The sequence below is a fragment of the Candidatus Nitrotoga arctica genome (assembly GCF_918378365.1).
GTDB classification, from domain to species: Bacteria; Pseudomonadota; Gammaproteobacteria; order Burkholderiales; family Gallionellaceae; genus Nitrotoga; species Nitrotoga arctica.
The window spans coordinates 203,372-221,779 of record NZ_OU912926.1 but is presented as its reverse complement, the minus strand read 5'-3'; the positions used below and the strand labels follow the sequence as shown (position 1 = coordinate 221,779).

Sequence of the window (18,408 nt, the reverse complement as noted above, 5' to 3'; positions counted from 1 at the left end):
GCACCGACCAACAACAACGAGTGATAGAGAGTAGATATATGGCAGATTTACCTGATAACGATCCACAGGAAACACAAGAGTGGCTGGACGCACTGGACTCGGTGCTGGAGCATGAAAGCGCGGAACGCGCTCATTACCTGATCAGCCAACTAGTCCGAAAAGCGCAGTTGGCTGGTATTGCTTTGCCGATTAGTACAATCACGCCTTACCTGAACACCATACCGCTCGACAAGGAGCAACGCTCAGTCGGCAACTATGAGCTCGAGCATCGCATTCGTGCCCTGACGCGATGGAACGCAATGGCTATTGTATTAAACGCCAATCGCGAGTCATCTGAACTGGGTGGCCACATTGCTACTTTCGCTTCTGCGGCCACGCTGTATGACGTGGGCTTCAACCACTTTTTCCATGGCAAGACTGAAAATCACGGCGGTGACCTGGTTTATTTCCAGGGACATGCATCGCCCGGCATGTACGCACGCGCTTTTCTTGAAGGGCGCCTCAGCGAGGAGCAATTGTACAATTTCCGCCAAGAAGTAAATGGCGGCGGCTTATCTTCTTACCCGCATCCGTGGCTGATGCCCGATTTCTGGCAGTTCCCCACTGTTTCCATGGGTTTGGGCCCACTGATGGCTATTTACCAAGCGCGTTTCATGCGCTATCTGGAGTATCGAGGCATTGCCAGTACCGAAGGACGTAAGGTATGGGCGTTCCTCGGTGATGGTGAAACTGATGAACCGGAATCGCTGGGCGCGATTTCAATGGCCGCGCGCGAGAAATTGGATAATCTGATTTTTGTCATTAACTGCAACCTGCAACGACTGGATGGCCCTGTCCGCGGCAACGGTAAGATCATTCAGGAGCTGGAAGGTGTATTCCGTGGCGCGGGCTGGAACGTTATCAAGGTGGTGTGGGGAGGGAAATGGGATCGTTTGTTCGCGAAGGACAAGACAGGACTTTTGCTGAAGCGCATGGAAGAAGTGGTAGACGGCGAATATCAGACATATAAATCCAAAAATGGCGCCTATGTGCGCCAACATTTTTTCGGCAAATACCCTGAGTTACTGGAACTGGTCGCCGATATGTCGGACGATGAAATCTGGTATCTTGATCGTGGCGGCCATGATCCGCATAAAGTTTTTGCCGCTTACGCGGCCGCAGCAAACCATAAGGGACAACCCACCGTCATTCTGGCCAAGACCATAAAGGGCTATGGCATGGGTGAAGCCGGTGAAGCTCAAAATATCACTCACCAGCAAAAGAAAGTGGGTGATGAAGCTTTACGAAAATTCCGAGATCGCTTCAATATTCCAGTGACCGATGATCAGCTCAGCAAATTGCCATTCTGTCGCCCTCCCGATGATAGTTTGGAAATGAGTTATCTGCGCGAGCGCAGCAAAACCATGGGCACAGTCCCCAATCGAAAAATAGTGGCAAAGCCTTTGCAAATACCAGGGCTGGATGCCTTTGAAGTGTTGCTTAAAGGCACCGAAGAGCGTGAGATTTCCACCACCATGGCTTTTGTACGCATGCTGGGCATTCTGGTGAAGGATAAAAATATAGGCAAGCTCGTGGTGCCCATCGTGCCGGACGAATCACGCACTTTCGGCATGGAAGGATTGTTCCGCCAGCTCAGCATTTTTTCTCAAGTTGGCCAGCTATATACACCGCAGGATGCCGATCAGCTGATGTTCTACAAGGAAGACAAGGCCGGACAGATTTTGCAGGAAGGCATTAATGAAGCTGGCGCCATGTCGTCGTGGATTGCCGCATCCACTGCCTACGCCAACCATGGTGTAGCGATGGTGCCGTTCTATATCTACTATTCCATGTTTGGCTTTCAGCGTGTCGGCGATTTGATCTGGGCGGCGGGCGACCAGCGCGCACGCGGCTTTCTGCTGGGGGGAACGGCCGGGCGCACCACATTGAATGGCGAAGGCCTGCAACATCAAGACGGCCACAGCCATCTGATGGCGGCGACCATTCCTAACTGCGTGTCCTACGACCCGACCTTTGCTTACGAACTGGCGGTGATTATTCAGGATGGCATGCGCCGCATGTATCAGGAACAAGAGGACGTGTTCTATTATCTCACTGTGATGAATGAGAATTACGCGCATCCGGCCATGCCGGAGGGTGCGGAGACCGGCATTATCAGGGGTATATATTTGTTTGACGAAGGTAAAGCTCAATCCGCCACGACACCCACGGTGCAACTTCTGGGCAGCGGGACTATTCTGCGCGAAGTCATCGCAGCAGCTGAATTATTGGTGAAGGATTTTGGCGTAGTCTCCGACATTTGGAGCGTAACCAGCTTCAATGAATTACGTCGGGATGGGCTGGATTGTGAGCGCTGGAATATGCTGCATCCCGAAGCTGCGCCGCGCGTAAGCTACGCCGAGCAATGCTTGGGCAAGCGCAAGGGACCTGTAATTGCTGCAACCGATTACATTAAAAGCTACGCTGATCAGATTCGTGCCTTCTTGCCAGGCAATTACAAAGTGTTGGGCACGGACGGTTATGGCCGCTCTGATACGCGTAAAAAGCTACGCCATTTCTTCGAAGTTGATCGCTATCATATAGCAGTCGCCGCGCTGAAAGCACTGGCTGACGAAGGCACGGTAGTCATGAGCGAAGTCAGCAAGGCAATCAAACTGTACAATATCAATCCTGATAAACCGAATCCAACTACGATCTAAGCGGGCAGGAGACACGCGTGGCAGAAATCAAACAAGTACTGATGCCGGACATCGGTGATTCTAAAGATGTGCCGGTAATAGAAGTAATGGTAAAAGCTGGTGATACGGTCAAGGCTGAGCAGTCCTTGCTTACTCTGGAAACTGACAAGGCTACGATGGATGTACCCGCTCCATTTGATGGGGTGGTGAAGAATGTTAGCGTTAAAGTGGGCGACAAAATATCGGAAGGTACACTGATTTTATTGATGGAAACCAATACAACGGTAACGTCCGCTGTGGTTAGCCCCACCACCCCACCGACTTCAGTAAAAGAAGCTGCAAATCCACCTGCAGCAACTCCTGTTGCAGTGCCTGTCACGCCAACTAGTTTGCCAAACAACCTTACAAGTAAGGCGCATGCCAGTCCATCCATTCGGCATTTTGCGCGCGAACTGGGGGTTGATCTTACGCGAGTAAAAGGTAGCGGAGAAAAAGGACGCATTACCAAAAATGATGTGCAGAGCTTCGTTAAAACTGCGCTTGCACAACCGCAAGGTGGTACGGGTGGCGGTGGTTTACACGTATCAGCCATGCCGGTAGTGGATTTTTCCAAGTTCGGTGCCATCGAAACCAAGCCGCTCTCGCGCATCAAAAAGCTTTCTGGTGCTAATCTTCATCGCAACTGGGTCTCCATTCCGCATATTACCCAGCACGATGAGGCTGACATCACTGAGATGGAAGCTTTCCGCAAGGAGCTTGGCGAGGAATACACAAAACAGGGAATAAAAATTACTCCGCTGGCTTTCTTACTCAAGGCTGTGGTGACAGCTATGCAACAATACCCGGATTTCAATGCATCATTAGATGCTAGCGGTGAAAACTTGGTGCTGAAAAAATATTTTCATATCGGCGTGGCAGTGGATACATCGGATGGTCTGATGGTGCCCGTATTACGTGATGTAGATCAAAAGGGCATAGTTCAACTGGCCAAGGAGTTGGGCGAGATTAGCACCAAGGCACGGGAGAAAAAACTCCCCGCAACTGCCATGCAAGGTGGCTGTTTTACTATTTCCAGTCTGGGCGGCATCGGCGGGACAGCGTTTACGCCTATTATTAATGCGCCAGAAGTAGCCATTCTGGGTGTGTCCAAGGCGAGCATAAAGCCAGTATTCAAAGAGAGTGAATTCGTGCCACGGCTAATGTTGCCACTGTCGCTGTCATATGATCATCGCGTAATCGATGGTGCGCAGGCAGTGCATTTCACGAGTTATCTTGGCAAAGTATTGTCGGATGTTCGCCGGCTGGTGCTATAACCTGTGAACCAGGCCCCCATCGGTATCTTGGGTGGCACGTTCGATCCTGTCCATAATGGTCATCTGCGCTTGGCACAGGAAGCACTGGAGCAATGTAATCTGGCTGCAATACACTTCATTCCCAGCGGTACGCCGCCGCACCGCAATGCGCCGCACGCTAGCGCAATACAGCGTCTGGATATGATTCGTCTGGCATTGCAAGGCAACGCGGCATTCGTGCTGGATGAACGCGAAATTTATCGCATCGATCCGTGTTATACGGTGGATACGCTTACTGCGCTGCGTGCCGAGCACGGTATGCAACAGCCGCTGTGTTTGTTGATGGGCGGCGATGCCTTCCTGCTGTTACACTCTTGGCATGAATGGAAAAGCTTGTTTGAACTGTCGCACATAGTGGTCATGCAGCGTGTCGGGCACCCACTTGGCAATACCATAAATGGGGCTAATGACGCTTTGCGCGATGAATACAGGACACGCCTCGCTCCGTCGCCCCGCATTCTATGTGACTCGCCTGCAGGGGCAATTCTGGTGGCGGATATGCCTGCCCTGGAAATTTCCGCCACTGATATTCGTAAACGCTGTGCCGAAAAAAAAAACATACATTACCTGCTACCAGACGTAGTAGCCGATTACATTCAATTACATCACCTATATACCTAACATGCTAACCATTGAAGAAAAAATCCTGGCCGTAGTGACCGCATTGGAAGATATCAAGGCCAATGATATCAACGTCCTCGATACCAGCAAAAAGAGTCAACTATTCGAGCGCATGGTGATTGCCAGTGCCAACTCACCACGTCAAACCAGGGCCTTAGCCGACCATGTATCCAAGCAACTTAAATTGCGCGGCGAGCCAGCCCTCAGCATAGAAGGTGAAGAAAGCGGGGAGTGGGTGCTAGTTGATCTCGGCGAAGTGGTCGTGCATATTATGCAGCCTGCAGTGCGCGCCTACTACCAGTTGGAAGAACTATGGAGTATGAGGCATCTGCCGCCTAAGGCGGCTAGCGACCCAAAATGAAATTGTGGCTGGTGGCGGTCGGGCACAAGATGCCTGCCTGGATTACCGCAGGCTTCACCGAGTATACCAAGCGCATGACACGCGAGGCCCAAATCGAACTTATAGAAATAAAGCCGGAGCCGCGAACTACCGGCAAGAGCATAGGACAGATGATGGAGGCAGAAGCGCAGCGTATATTAACCGCCCTGCCGAAGGAGGTGCTGCGCATCGCGTTGGATGAACGCGGCGTTCAGTCCTCCACCAAACAGCTGGCGCAACAAATGCAAGGTTGGTTGGGCAGCGGACGCGATGTGGCCTTCATCATTGGGGGCGCGGATGGCTTGCACGAGTCCGTTAAAAATAGTGCGCAGCAGCTACTAGCGCTGTCGATGATGACACTGCCGCATGGCTTGGTACGAGTATTGTTGGCGGAACAGTTGTATCGCGCCCACAGCTTGTTGCACAATCATCCTTATCATCGTGAATGATGCGACCCGCTAATACAGGACTTTAAAGAGCCATGATTTCCCACCCACGCATTTACCTCTCCTCGCAAAGCCCGCGTCGCCGAGAGCTGCTGAAGCAGATTGGGATTAATTTTGAAACACTGTTGTTACGTTCTAACTCATCCCGCAAGATGGATGTGGACGAAACTCCGCACACAGATGAGTCACCGGAAGTTTATGTGCGAAGGGTTTGTCAGGAGAAAGTGAATGCCGGATGGAAGTTTCTGCAATTCCGCAACTTACCCCCACTTCCGGTTTTGGCGGCCGACACCAGCGTTATTCTGGACGGCAAGATTATTGGCAAGCCGCAAGGTCGTGAACAGGCTTCGGCCACTCTGCGTATTCTTTCTGGACGTCAACACCAAGTATTGAGTGCGGTCGCGGTTACCTTCGAAGAACGTACGGAAATACGTTTGTCGGTCAGTACAGTTACTATTGCCACGCTTAGCGAAGAGCGTATTCGGCGCTACATCCTCACCAGCGAACCGCTAGATAAAGCGGGTGCGTATGCCATCCAAGGTTACGCTGCGGCATTCATACAACACATAAACGGCAGCTACTCAGGTGTAATGGGCCTACCCCTGTTCGAAACGGCTGAGCTGCTGCAAATATTCGGTTATCCCATTCTGTGAATGACGAAATTCTTATCAATGTTACCCCGCAGGAAACCCGCGTTGCAATAATGCAACAGGGAATAGTGCAACAACTCCACATTGAGCGCGACAGTCATCTGGGAATAGTCAGCAATGTGTACGTCGGGCGCGTCAAACGCGTACTGCCGGGCATGCAATCCGCCTTCATCGATATTGGGCTGGAACGCTCTGCTTTCCTGCATGTTGCGGATATCTGGGAAAACCGTAATAACAGCGATGCTGCTAAGCCCATCGAGAAAATGCTGTATGAGGGGCAGAGCCTGCTGGTACAGGTCATTAAGGACTCCATCGGCAGCAAGGGCGCCAGACTTTCCACTCAAATCAGTATTGCCGGACGTCTGCTGGTGTTTATGCCGCAGGAATCGCACATCGGCGTATCGCAACGTATTGAGAATGAAGTCGAACGCGAACTACTGCGCACCAAGCTGCAACAGTTACTGCCTGATAATAGCAGCGGCGGCTATATCATCCGTACCATGGCGGAGACTGCGACAGACAAAGAGTTGCTCGCTGACATGGAATATCTCAACAAACTGTGGATCAAGCTCCAAGAGCTGGCGAAAACATCTACAGCTCCTTTTTTATTGTACCAAGAACTCAACATTAGCCTCTGCGTGTTGCGCGATTTCGTTAACGAAGGCACCACGCGCATCTTGGTGGATTCACGCGAAACTTATCAGCGAATGGCTGCTTTCGCACAGGATTTTATCTCCAGTGCGATGTCGCGGCTGGAGCACTATGTCGGCGAACGGTCGCTATTTGAGTTGTATGGAGTAGAAGAGGAAATTGAGCGTGCGCTGTCGCGCCGCGTGAATCTCAAGTCGGGGGGATATATCATCATTGACCAGACCGAAGCGCTCACCACGGTCGACGTTAACACCGGTGGCTTCGTTGGCTCGCGTAATTTTGACGACACGATCTTCAAGACGAATCTGGATGCTGCACAAGTCATCGCGCGTCAGTTACGCCTGCGAAATTTGGGCGGCATCATCATTTGCGACTTTATTGACATGAATAACCAAGGCCACCGTGATGCCGTGCTGGAAGAATTCAAAAAGTCGCTGGCAAACGATCACACCCGTATCACCGTAAACGGTTTCTCCGCTTTGGGGCTGGTGGAAATGACGCGCAAACGCACGCGCGAAAGTCTGGCTCACATACTGTGCGAATCCTGCCACACTTGCAATGGACGAGGTGAAGTAAAGACCGCGCAGACCATATGCTACGAAATTGTGCGCGAAATTATGCGCGAAGCGCGCCAATTTAACGCTCGTGAATATCGCATCCTGGCTTCGCAACTGGTCATCGACCTGTTTCTCGACGAAGAATCACAAAGCTTGGCTCAGCTTTCTGATCTTATCGGCAAACCGGTGTCACTACAGGTGGAAAACTTGTATAGCCAAGAGCAATACGACATCATATTAATGTGACTTTGCTGCAATATCTATGTTCAGAAAACTCGTCCTGCAAATAAATTGCACCTCAGGTTAATGTTCGGATCGACAGTGCATATATAAAGACGATGCAAGAAAAAGCAGACACAATAGGTTATAAATCGGGATAAACGAGCTCCCAGCAATGTACTAAATTTACACGCCGAATTTAAGTTCGCATGACTTTAATCTTATGGCTGTGTTCATAAATCATGTTGTTAGACCGTTTCACCGATCGCCATAGCCAGCCACTGCTGGGGTTTCGGTCTATTGCCTATTTCACGGTCGAGGGCACGAAACCAGCCGAGATAGTTGTCTAAGTAACACGTGGCCACACCGCGAAATTTTTGTACCCAGGCTTTGAGCCGGCTGTGATAAGCGTTGACATTCTGCACGTGCCAAGCCCCGTCGACGCGGATGCCTGCTGACAGGTTGACAGCGTGATGCTCGATGCCCAACTTACGTGCTGCGCCGGCAAACGCCTTGCTACCGTCAGTACAGAGTACAACATCTTTCGTCAAGAACGGTTTCAGCGCAACAGACAGCGTTGCCATGTCCATTGCCTTCAGCACACAATCCATCGTTGCACCGGCACGATTACGAGCAACCAGCACCGGCACCTGTTCGTGCGAGAGGCCGCGCTGGGTGGCTTTCCCGCCGCGCTTTCGTGCCTTGCGATCCAAACCACTCCGCTTTCCCTTGAACGACAGCAAAAACATCGTTTCGTCAGCCTCGGCAATGCCAGTCAGTGCCTGCGGCTGGACGGTCTTGGGTGCCGCCAGAAAGCGATGCCGCCAGCGGTGTGCGGTGCTGAGGTGAATTCGCAAGGCACGGGCAGTCTCTCGCAGCGTCTGACCGTCGTGCAGTGCCTGCGCCTGGTCAAGCCACTTGCCGCGCTTATGCAACCGGTTCAACGGGGTGCCGGTCAGGGCGCTAAACGTCTTGCAGCACTCCCGACAACGATAGCGTTGCAATCCGTTGGCGTGGCCGTTCCGAATCACGTGCATAGACTTACAATGTGGGCACGTCGCGCCACATGCGAAGCGCCCCTCGATAAACACAGTCGATGCCGACTGCGCATCCAGCGCTGCCAATTCAACCGCTACACTCTTACGCTGATCGGGCGTCAGGTGCCGCAACGCGGCAGTGATTCGTTTCAGCTCCAGCTTTCTCATTCTGCCTCCTGCATGAACCGGTGCACATGTACCGTGACACATAGTATGCACGTCAAAGTGGCTCACCAAATGAGCTAGCAATATGATTTACGAACACAGCCAATTTTATTGATACGGCCAAGTGAAATTTGAAGTGGAAGGTGCCGTCACTGTGTGGTTTAACTGGCAAATAAGCTCAAACATATCCTAGCCGGATCAATAACTACAATAATGAAGCCAGTGTTCTCGTGCCAATTTGCCTTTTTCCAATAAAAATCATCTGCAAACAAAAACATATAAAAAACCGCTTAACTCTAGTTACCTTAGCCTCCAGTAAAGCCAAAACCCGCTTAAACCCAATGCAAACAATACAAGCGACGCAATATCCATCACCCATATCGCATAACGCCCAAAAATACGGCCGCTATGCACATCCAGCAATATACGCTGTAGCGGTATGCCCGATTCAAGAATGTCAGCCGAGCGACGCTTAACATCAGCAGGAAGGTCTTGTAGAGAAGACAACGTCATTCCAGTACTACTTGATTTTTCCCAAGTCAGGCCATCAACACTAGCAAATACGGCAGAGGGAGTTTGCAGCATGACATTGCTACCCATTTTACCAAGCGCCAAAATTGGATAAGCGGGTAGCGATTGTTTTTCCAGCTTATTTAGCAACTGTCCATCCGATTGATACAAATAAAGAGCGGCGGCGGTCGCAACATAATTAATACCCCTAACCTCGACTGCTCCAACTGGTTGCCCCGCGCTACTGGACAATAATTTGTCGTCTAAAACCCATTTTTCATCATCCCAAGAAAAATAGCTTTTACCCAGCAAATACCCTTGAGTTGGATCAGCAACATGAATCCCGTACCAGCGCATTAGCCAAGGATAGCTTACTTCCCGTTTATCTAATTTAAGTATCTCAACATGATTTATAGCTAATCCGGACACTAAAAGATAGACTAAAAAAAATACGATGACCGCTCCAACAAGACCATGCCACCGGCGAACAGCATGAATATTCATCCTTAACTCACTATTGTTTGAACTGTAGCACCTGCGGTTACATTCGCAACCTCTCTAAACTGCGCAGCCCCGCCGCCGCTCTCCTGTTCTGGATGAGCGCCTAAAAATATCGCGCATCTTTCGGCAACCGCCATAAATGCCTTGGTTGAAGGAGATTCTGGATAAGCCTGCACAACGGGGACTCCTTTATCCGCACAAATGGTTATCTCGCTATCGAGCGGGATCGCGCCAATAAATGGCACGCCCAGTTCACTCGCGACCCGTTCTCCTCCGCCCTTCTTGAATACGTCAATCTCACCACTGCAGTGTGGACAGATCAAACCGCTCATGTTCTCAACAATTCCGATAATGGGTGTATTTCTTTCTTTTACAAAAGAGATCATTTTCCTTGCGTCAAGAAGCGCAACATCCTGCGGAGTGCTTACAACAACAACCCCATCCAGATTGGGAATAAAATCCATGATCGTAATATGTTCATTCCCCGTGCCGGGTGGTAGATCTATTATCAAGAAGTCGAGCTTCCCCCAGGTAATATTCCCAAGGAGTTCAATGATAAATTCGTACTTTACTGCATCTCTCCAGACAACTGGCTCGTTCTGGTCTTCTATCAACAAACCCAAAGACGCAACCTTTAACCCCGCAGGCATGATGTGCGGGGCGATGCCGTCTTTATCCCCGCGAAGTCTTACATTCTCAATCCCAAGCATCTTTGGAATATTTGGCCCATGAAGGTCGGCATCCGCCAAGCCAACCTTGTAACCCAGTTTTTCCAAGGCACAGGCGAGGTTAACCGTGGTGGTACTTTTGCCCACGCCGCCCTTGTTACTACCGACAAGAACTTTGTACTTGATATCCGCCATCCGCTTATTAATCAACCATTTTTTATGAGCAGCACGGTCCAGCTTACACGTATCATTTTCGTCACATGTTTGACAGCCATGAAAATATCCGCAGTCCTTCGCTGGCGCAGCCACCGTCCGGGTGTCTCTCATGTTCTTTATTTCAATAGTTTTCGTCATTTAAACATTCTCGTGATATAAATAATTATCTTCATGATGGGGTTGATCACCCCATCTTCAATCGCTCTCTGGTTATTTAATGACTAAACAATTATTTCAATAATCATCTTAGCCAACACATTGCTCAAGGTTGACAACCCATTTTGACTTTATTATATGTAGCTTTCTCAGCATGCGACCCCTTCATATCCATAAATGAGGTCACATCCCGACCCAAGGGTACTTTCTTCCGACATCCTCCTGGACTCCCTCCGCCACTTCGATCTTATCGAGGGTAGGCGTTTGTCTGATAACGCTCGAATTGGTCGATATTTTTGTCTCGTCTTTAGTTTTTTCAACGATCGTTTCTGTAAGAGCAGGAAAAAATCTGCTAAAGAATTTGCGCCTTCCCATCACATTGCCATTGTCCATGAATAACTCCTTAATTCAGCGATCGGACAGTACGATACATTTTTTTCAAAAAAAGATCTACAAAATGACATAAGCACGACATACAACTGAGCACCCTACTACTATACACAATTTAAATGACACGAATAACACTCCTCTAATGAAGAGGCAAAGGTTCATCCATTTCGGTGCCGGTCTGTTGAGGACAATCCACCGGCCCCTCATAATCCGATTTGGGCAATTCTTTTATTCTGCTGTCCACTTCAATGCCAAAGAATTTAAGTTCCGACCCCATGAATTTTGATAACAACAGGCCCAGGTTTCGGTAATAGGCTTCATTCGCTCTCGCCGCCAGATTTTCACCGAACACGCCCGTCCATTTCCCGATATGCTGCTCAAGGAACCTTCTTTCCGCCGACAGGCAGATATCGATATTCTCTTCCATCGCCTGATCCAGGGCATAGGCGATCTTTAATTCCAGAAAGCTCATGAACTCAAGCTCGACGGTTATCTGATCAAATGAAACCCCGGCATCGTCTTTCATGACAAAGCCAAAGGCTTTATAGAAGCCACTGATGTCGCCCAGAATATTCGGCTGGTTGAAACTGTTTTTCCCATAGGTGGTTTCACTCGACGGGCAAAACATACGGGTTAAAAACATCTCGGTAAAATCCGGCTGGAGCGCGGTCACGTCGACGGTCTCGATCAGACTGGTAAAGGCCTGGTACTCTTCCTTCATATCATAAGGAAGCAGGCTGATTGAACTATCCATATCGGAGGCAAGTTCGTGCAACGTGGCGAGTCTATCTTTGTCTGGATAGACAAAGGCCATTGATAAAAACCTGTAAACATCTGCCCTCGCGAGGGCCAACTCTGTTTCCGATTTCGTCGTTAACATTCTATCCCCTTAAATAAAAAGTGGGGCGGCGTTTTAACGCCGCCCCCCTCATGTCAATCAATTACGACTATTCAATTTCAAGCGGTATCCAGCCTCCGTTTGAATAGTTCTTGCGTGGCCCCCTGTTGCCGCCAGCGCCATTATTGTGATTTTTGCCATCCCAGGCAGCGATCGCCATCATGGTCTTGGATCCAGGCTTAAGCACGGAGTCCTGAACATCACCGGAGTTTAAAGGACGTTTGATGACAACCGACCAGTAGCCAAACCGTCTGACGCCATTGCCGGTTGCATTATTGGTGGCCTGCCGCGTCAATGTTCCGAAGCCAACAGCATTAAGCTCTTCCACCGGTGTTAACCTCTCAGGGTCAACTCTGCTGAGATTTCTGAGCTTAAAGGCCGCCAAATATTGCCTTTGACCTTCATTATAACGTCTGATAGGGGTATCAATTGTTTGACCAATTGCCGGGATCACTTCCGGATACATATCATAGTTGTAATTGGGGTAAGCATCTCTGACGTCTTGATATCCAAACTCGATATCTCTTTCCCAGGCGGCCTTCCAGTAAACAATGTGAACAGGATTCTCTTCGTCACCCATCATGAAGGAGGGCTCCGATCCCGCATTCACCGGGAACATAATGGCGATCGCATCAGAGAACTTGTCTTCCATTACTTCTGTTTCAGACTTGGTTGAGTCATACCACGTTAACAAGAAGGCAATATCCTTGTCATTATGGATAGACTTGATCTTCACCAGCGGCACGGAAGCCACGACCAAACCCGGCATCACCAGGTTCTGCGGCCCCATGGGAACTTCAGTGGCCGAAGCATCACTCCAGATCGTGGCCGGGGCGTGCTCCCAGCTCTGATTGTACTGATTATAAGAGGTTTCCCTGACTGGATCTTCCTGATGCCAGGTCCGGTTCAACGGGTCCATCGGGATTTCTCCCTTGACTGCTTTGGACTTGATGACGCCCTCATTATACGTTTCCCCCCCATCCAGACGAACGGGTGGGAGCCTTTTGAAGGAACCATGAAACGCGTGGCCCCCATACTGGCCAGGATTATCAACCGCAATAATTGGAATCGCCAAATCGTGCGCTGGCCCGTGCGCAGCATCACTCCCAAAAGCAGGAGTCGCAACCGGGATCATCAGAAGTGACGCGGCTATTAATAGTTTTTTCATCATCCGCCCCTTATGAGTTATTGGTAAGAAATGCGCCGGTCTTCAAGTTCTTGACCTGCCTGATATAAACAGGTTCAGTCAAGGGAACCCGGATAATCTCTTTTCCTTGTGGATCATAACCAACCGTCTCATTACCCTCAAGCTTGAACGTGTCGCAGATCCGTTCGGTCGTTCCAAAGAGTAACAACGCGGCTAGAAGCTCCTTGTCCTTGCCAGCATTCCGGTATTGCTTGATGGAGTTCTCAACGCCGGGGCCAAATACTTGGGCCAGGAAATCAGGGTTAACATGGACAGGCGGCAAGTACATGTTGTTTGGCTCGGTACCGAACTGGGGATAGATCGGCAGTGCAATCTTCCTCACGTGCACCAGGAAATCGATCGGGTTGTTTTCCCGGACTTGCTTGCTGGTGATCTTATCGTAATCGGCTGACTTGAAACCAAAGAGACGGATCTTTCCGATGCATTGAGTAACGCATTGCGTCATCAACCCAGCCTCTACTTTCGGATAGCACGATATGCACTTTTCACCGGTCCGTGTGGTGTCATTGTAGAACGACTTTTTGTAAGGACAAGCTGCAACGCATTCTCTGTATCCTCTGCAGCGGGACGCATCAATCAAAACGATCCCATCTTCTTGCCGCTTGTAGATCGCCTTTCTCGGGCACGCTGCCAAACAACCGGGGAAGGTACAGTGGTTACATATCCGCGGGAAGAAGAAACCCCAGTTCTTATGCGTCGGACCCTTGATATAATCCCCTTCACCATCCAGGATTTTAAGGCACTCATCTTCCCCAAGGTTCGGATGCGCATAGTCCATTTCATCGGGCAGATAACCCTTGATCCGTTGATTCATGCCCAGGTCTTCAAAGATCGTCGTGCCGTTGTATTTGTTGCCTGACCAGGGTTGCGCCTGTTCTCCCAGGAGGGCCAAAACCTTCACATCCCAAGCAAGCGGATAGAATCCATAAGGCTTCGATTCCACGTTATTCCAGAATATCGTTTCCTGGCCTTTACCAGCCGTCCAGGTCGTTTTGCACGCCATGGTACAAGACTGACAGGCGATACATTTATTCAAGTCGAATAACATGGATACTTGCCGACCTGGCCTGTTTTCTTCGTAGGGGTAATCCATTTCCCTGCCCAGTTGCCAATTTCTAACTTTTGCCATTGTAGATCTCCATTTACAAAATTATTTCACAATTTCAAGAACGCCGCCCTGCTTCAGGGCGGCGGCTGCACACCCGTCATTATCTGCTGATAAAACCGCCCTGGAGGCGTAATTATCTGCTTGTAAACCCGCCCTGGAGATAAGTCTTCATTTGAAGGCTCTCATAGGTCGGCCGGTAGCCTTTAGCGGCAATATGCCAAACACCCCCGTTGACGCCGCCTTTTTCAGCCAGCTCGATCTTCACATACGATTCCTTGGGAGAACCATTGGCGCAGTGGACGTCATTCTGCATCCCGATAATAATTTCCTGTCCAAAGACCTTCTTGTTGGCCACGGTATCCGTGGTATTGGTCGGGTTGATCCACGCGCGGGTGCAGCTTTGATGGTTTCCGGAGCGGAACATGGCTTGATAGTTGGTCCTTGGGCTCTTCGCCAATCCATCCGCCCGGGTCCGCGCACCTTCCATACTGCCATACGTGGCGGCATAGGCGTTGTAATACATCCGCATGGAGCCTTGCGACATACCGGGGAAGTATCTGCATCTGACCATGAACCGGGCCAGGGCGTATTCCGGTGTACCTTCTTTCCAGCCTTTGTAAGGACGGTCGCCGGGATCCGCATCCACCCAGATATAGTCGCCTTCATCGATACCGAAGCGCTTGGCGTCGAGCGGGTTAACGTCCACGAATCCTTCACCCACGGACGGTTGACGCTTGTCATGACGGTAGATGTCGCCAAACGGTCCCCACCACAGGGTCATCAAGTCCGTATCAATCGGGGTGGTGTGAGCGCCGTGCCGGTACTTGGGCGAATTGAAGCAGAACTCATAGCCGTGCGGCCGCAGCGGATGGGTGGTCGCCATCAGTTCTTTGGTCGTCAGGATGACGTTCCGCCCTTGCCGGTTTTCGGCAATTTTAAGGCTGTTGCCCATTCTTTCCAGACCACGCATCTCGGGGGTTTCCATCAATGCAAACGCGCGGCTGTTACCGACGATGACATTCGGCTCGTAGTGGCTTGAATCAATCGGGGTGCGATAGACGGTGAGATTCTCGCCGCCATCAATCAACCGCGGGTCATCCATGTAAAATTCCAACCGACCGCTCTTGGTGTACCAAGGCAAGCCGCCGCCTTCAGCCGTTTGTTCCCAGCCGCTGATTCTCGGATAGGTTCTGGCCATGAAGATGGTCGGAACGCCTCGCTTGGCTTTTTCCCGGATCTCAGCAAAAACCATCCCGCGGGTGGCGGAGCCGGCGTTGAGAACCCGTTGACCATAAACTTCGGAATCCCGATCCGCCGGATTGCCGGCAGGGTTGGTGCCCACAAACTTGAAGTAGTCGGCAAACCGTTGATCACCGGTCAGCGCGGTAAAGGCTCTGAAGATTCCGGCAGGCACTTCGGCATCGCCTACGGTATCCTGGAACCGCCTCAGCGGGGTGATCGGGGAAACGGTCAGGAACGGGTTGGAGCAGGAGCAGGCCATGTCGGTATGCTTGTTTTCCAACCACGAGTCCACACCCCAGACGATGTCGGAATATTCACAAGAGGCAGTCCAGTTCCAGTCACTGTAAAATATCGCTTCCCATCTCGGCAGGGTATTGACGACCATGTCGTAGTGACCTTTGGCATTGCCCAGTGAGGAGTTGGAGTTCGCTTGCCACAGAACCTTGGTCGGTGCCGGCATATGGCCAGGATCCGTCAGCAACCGGGTTCCGTTCCTTAAGGGCCGATCGCCATAGTTGTAGTAATGGGCAGATTCGTCATCGGTATAGTGAGCCATTTTGGTGACCATCTTACGGCCATCCAGTTCAGGATTGAACGGATCTTCCAGAAGGTACTGACCAAACCCGCCAAAGACGGACTGCCGGTAGTTACCCACGTAGTTACCAAACGTACATCCGCCAATATGGCCAACGTTATCGCTCAGGGCCGATAACAACATGAAGCCACGATCCTTCAGGGTCGAATTGAAGTAGTGATTGGTTCCCGCACCGGTGCTGATAATGCCTTGCCCTCTGTGCTTGTGGAACAGGTTGGCCAGGTCAACGATGGCTTCCATTGGAACGCCGGTCATGATCGAGGTGTTCTCGGCCGTGTATTCCTCCAGGTATTCTTTGTGCAACTGGAATACCGTCGTAACCTTGATCTTCTTGCCGTCGACCAGGGTCACTTCATAATCGCCGGTCAAGGCCGAGTCGACGCCCTTCGCCGCATAGCGCGCGCCGCATTCATCCCGGGTCAGCGGTACGGCTTTGTTGGTCTTTCTATCCCAGACTACATTGTCGCCCCAGAACTTGCGGATTTCTTCCGAAACAAAGGCCGTGGCTTGGAACGCCGGCGGCATCGTCGGACTTTCACCGGGCTTCATCACCTTAAGATGGTGCGTCAGGTCCGCCAGCTTGTAGTCCGCGATAATGTCCGAAGCCTTCAGGTTTTTCCAGTTATCCGTTCTGATCAACAGCGGCATGTCCGTATTGGCTCTCAGATAATTCTCGTCATACTGATTATTCTTGATGAGCAGATGGCACACCCCCAGACCCAGCGCCGGATCGGTACCGGGCCGAAGAATAATGACGTCATCCGCCTTGTTCGAGGTCGCGTGGTAATCAATGGAGATGTCGACGATATGACAGCCTTTGAGCCGCGACTCGCTGACCCAATGAAGGTCAGGCATCTTGGTACAGACGAAGTTGTTTCCCCAGAAGACAATCAGCTTGGCGTGCTCATAGACCATGAACTCGTAATCCAGCATCTGGTGACCGGTCACCATCGGACATCCGGGCGCCAGATCGGTGTGCCAGGAATAGCTGTCCAATACTTTGGCGCCACTCGCTTCGTCGGGTCCGATATTTCTGACATAGGCGTCCAATAGCGCCAATCCTTGTGAAAACCGCTTGAGCGAATAGATTCTTAACACGCCCAAGGCGGCCATCCCGGCCCGGAATTTCATGGTCTTACAGCCGCAGCCGTGCATCGACGCAATCATCTCGGGGTCATAGCCTTGGCGCGTCAGTAACGCAGCACCTTTGTCACCGGAATAGGTCCGGGCAATGTTCTCCAATGCGCCTGCTGCCAATGCGTAAGCCTCGGTCCAGGGCAGTTTGATGAAGGGTTCTTTGCCGCGTTGCAGATATTTTTGATCCGGGAAGCCGTTTGCGCCCGTCCGCGGATAACCCGCTTCTGCCCAAGCCTTGAAGCCGGTTCTGACCATCGCGCCTTTGGGCCGTCTGTCAGAATAGGCCTTTCTGTTCATGACCATGCCCTTGTTACAGATCCGCGGCTCCCAGCGGTGACTGGAACGGTTTCCATCCATATCTTCGGCATCTCCGTAGCCGTAGGACGGCGAGATGCGGATGACCACGTCATTCTTTACGTGGGCCTTAAGCAGGCAGTTGTGCGTGTCATTCGGCGCACACAGAAATATAAATTCGCTGTCAACATGGAACATGTCCCGGTAAACCTTCTCCCAGTCTCTATTCGGGTAGGACTTCAGAGGGTTGTCAACGACATACGGCTTCAGAAATGGTGATGCTGCAAAGGCGTTATTGGCCATTACAGCGAGTCCGGCGGTGGCAGACAGCTTTAAAAAGCTGCGCCTGCCTATGTTGTTCTTGATTTCCATCATTTAGTCACCCCTATGTTAATTTAAATTAAATTATCTTCTCGGCTTTATGTTAAGGCATCAATCCGAGTAATTTTCATTCACCACTTTAACTTGAAACAAAAAAACAACAATAATTCATGCCGCAAAAACTAATTTTTCAGTACATACCACAGTCAGTCACACCCTGAATATACGGATTTTTATGGAAGCAAAAATCGGGTAGTGAATGATCGCGAATCTACGCGGATAAATTAAAGTCGATTTGATCTAGATCAAGTTTCTGCTATTTTTTTGACAGGCTTAATTCACTCCCAAGATTCGTAAATTGACCCGCACCTTACTGTGAGGTAGGTTGGCAACAGTAGAATCCAACGGAT

At 50.7% G+C, this 18,408-nt stretch carries 15 protein-coding genes; 7 read left to right on the top strand and 8 right to left on the bottom strand.

Annotated features, from left to right (window positions below; genetic code table 11):
* Positions 1-38 precede the first annotated feature (38 nt).
* Genes aceE through rng form a run of 7 tightly spaced genes read left to right on the top strand, consistent with a single transcriptional unit; the run spans position 39 to position 7,580 of the window.
* Positions 39-2,699: a pyruvate dehydrogenase (acetyl-transferring), homodimeric type gene (gene aceE, locus MKZ32_RS00980; RefSeq protein ID WP_239795555.1), complete on the top strand. Its 2,661-nt coding sequence runs from the start codon at positions 39-41 to the stop codon at positions 2,697-2,699.
* Positions 2,700-2,716: 17 nt separating this feature from the next.
* Positions 2,717-3,991 carry a dihydrolipoyllysine-residue acetyltransferase gene (gene aceF / locus MKZ32_RS00975; RefSeq protein ID WP_239795554.1) on the top strand — a complete coding sequence of 425 codons (1,275 nt, stop codon included), beginning with the start codon at positions 2,717-2,719 and terminating at the stop codon, positions 3,989-3,991.
* 3 nt (positions 3,992-3,994) lie between these two features.
* Positions 3,995-4,651 (top strand): nicotinate-nucleotide adenylyltransferase, encoded by a 657-nt coding sequence (gene nadD, locus MKZ32_RS00970; RefSeq protein ID WP_239795553.1) that lies wholly within the window; start codon positions 3,995-3,997, stop codon positions 4,649-4,651.
* Position 4,652: 1 nt separating this feature from the next.
* Complete coding sequence (rsfS, locus tag MKZ32_RS00965) at positions 4,653-5,012, top strand: ribosome silencing factor (protein ID WP_239795552.1); 360 nt, start codon at positions 4,653-4,655, stop codon at positions 5,010-5,012.
* Positions 5,009-5,479, top strand: a complete 471-nt coding sequence (gene rlmH, locus MKZ32_RS00960) for a 23S rRNA (pseudouridine(1915)-N(3))-methyltransferase RlmH (protein WP_239795551.1) — start codon at positions 5,009-5,011, stop codon at positions 5,477-5,479. The genes rsfS and rlmH overlap by 4 nt, the downstream gene beginning before the upstream one ends.
* Positions 5,480-5,511: 32 nt before the next feature.
* Entirely contained in the window at positions 5,512-6,129 is a 618-nt protein-coding gene (locus MKZ32_RS00955; protein WP_239795550.1) for a Maf family protein, read from the top strand.
* Positions 6,126-7,580: a ribonuclease G gene (gene rng, locus MKZ32_RS00950; protein ID WP_239795549.1), complete on the top strand. Its 1,455-nt coding sequence runs from the start codon at positions 6,126-6,128 to the stop codon at positions 7,578-7,580. The genes MKZ32_RS00955 and rng overlap by 4 nt, the downstream gene beginning before the upstream one ends.
* A 221-nt stretch (positions 7,581-7,801) precedes the next feature.
* Here the strand turns inward: rng and MKZ32_RS00945 are convergent, their stop codons facing one another.
* From MKZ32_RS00945 to MKZ32_RS00910, 8 genes are all read right to left on the bottom strand, one after another.
* Positions 7,802-8,758, bottom strand: a complete 957-nt coding sequence (locus tag MKZ32_RS00945) for an IS1595 family transposase (protein WP_239795548.1) — start codon at positions 8,756-8,758, stop codon at positions 7,802-7,804.
* A gap of 297 nt (positions 8,759-9,055) precedes the next feature.
* Positions 9,056-9,769, bottom strand: coding sequence for a PepSY domain-containing protein (locus MKZ32_RS00940; RefSeq protein ID WP_239795547.1), 714 nt, complete (start codon positions 9,767-9,769; stop codon positions 9,056-9,058).
* Between the two features lie 2 nt (positions 9,770-9,771).
* Positions 9,772-10,788 (bottom strand): Mrp/NBP35 family ATP-binding protein, encoded by a 1,017-nt coding sequence (locus MKZ32_RS00935; protein WP_239795546.1) that lies wholly within the window; start codon positions 10,786-10,788, stop codon positions 9,772-9,774.
* A gap of 201 nt (positions 10,789-10,989) precedes the next feature.
* Entirely contained in the window at positions 10,990-11,199 is a 210-nt protein-coding gene (locus tag MKZ32_RS00930) for a hypothetical protein (protein ID WP_239795545.1), read from the bottom strand.
* Between the two features lie 136 nt (positions 11,200-11,335).
* Positions 11,336-12,076, bottom strand: coding sequence for a TorD/DmsD family molecular chaperone (locus MKZ32_RS00925; protein ID WP_239795544.1), 741 nt, complete (start codon positions 12,074-12,076; stop codon positions 11,336-11,338).
* Between the two features lie 67 nt (positions 12,077-12,143).
* Positions 12,144-13,265: an ethylbenzene dehydrogenase-related protein gene (locus tag MKZ32_RS00920; RefSeq protein WP_239795543.1), complete on the bottom strand. Its 1,122-nt coding sequence runs from the start codon at positions 13,263-13,265 to the stop codon at positions 12,144-12,146.
* A 7-nt stretch (positions 13,266-13,272) separates the two neighbouring features.
* A complete protein-coding gene (locus MKZ32_RS00915; RefSeq protein WP_239795542.1) occupies positions 13,273-14,430 on the bottom strand; it encodes a 4Fe-4S dicluster domain-containing protein in 1,158 nt (385 codons plus the stop codon).
* A gap of 112 nt (positions 14,431-14,542) precedes the next feature.
* Positions 14,543-18,052, bottom strand: a complete 3,510-nt coding sequence (locus tag MKZ32_RS00910) for a molybdopterin-dependent oxidoreductase (RefSeq protein ID WP_239795541.1) — start codon at positions 18,050-18,052, stop codon at positions 14,543-14,545.
* Between the last annotated feature and the right edge of the window lie 356 nt (positions 18,053-18,408).

Coding starts and splice junctions, on each gene's coding strand:
- aceE (WP_239795555.1), top strand. CDS start 39: ATGGCAGATTTACCTGATAACGATCCACAGGAAACACAAGAGTGGCTG.
- rsfS (WP_239795552.1), top strand. CDS start 4,653: ATGCTAACCATTGAAGAAAAAATCCTGGCCGTAGTGACCGCATTGGAA.
- rlmH (WP_239795551.1), top strand. CDS start 5,009: ATGAAATTGTGGCTGGTGGCGGTCGGGCACAAGATGCCTGCCTGGATT.
- MKZ32_RS00955 (WP_239795550.1), top strand. CDS start 5,512: ATGATTTCCCACCCACGCATTTACCTCTCCTCGCAAAGCCCGCGTCGC.
- MKZ32_RS00945 (WP_239795548.1), bottom strand. CDS start 8,758: ATGAGAAAGCTGGAGCTGAAACGAATCACTGCCGCGTTGCGGCACCTG.
- MKZ32_RS00940 (WP_239795547.1), bottom strand. CDS start 9,769: ATGAATATTCATGCTGTTCGCCGGTGGCATGGTCTTGTTGGAGCGGTC.
- MKZ32_RS00935 (WP_239795546.1), bottom strand. CDS start 10,788: ATGACGAAAACTATTGAAATAAAGAACATGAGAGACACCCGGACGGTG.
- MKZ32_RS00930 (WP_239795545.1), bottom strand. CDS start 11,199: ATGGACAATGGCAATGTGATGGGAAGGCGCAAATTCTTTAGCAGATTT.
- MKZ32_RS00925 (WP_239795544.1), bottom strand. CDS start 12,076: ATGTTAACGACGAAATCGGAAACAGAGTTGGCCCTCGCGAGGGCAGAT.
- MKZ32_RS00920 (WP_239795543.1), bottom strand. CDS start 13,265: ATGATGAAAAAACTATTAATAGCCGCGTCACTTCTGATGATCCCGGTT.
- MKZ32_RS00915 (WP_239795542.1), bottom strand. CDS start 14,430: ATGGCAAAAGTTAGAAATTGGCAACTGGGCAGGGAAATGGATTACCCC.
- MKZ32_RS00910 (WP_239795541.1), bottom strand. CDS start 18,052: ATGATGGAAATCAAGAACAACATAGGCAGGCGCAGCTTTTTAAAGCTG.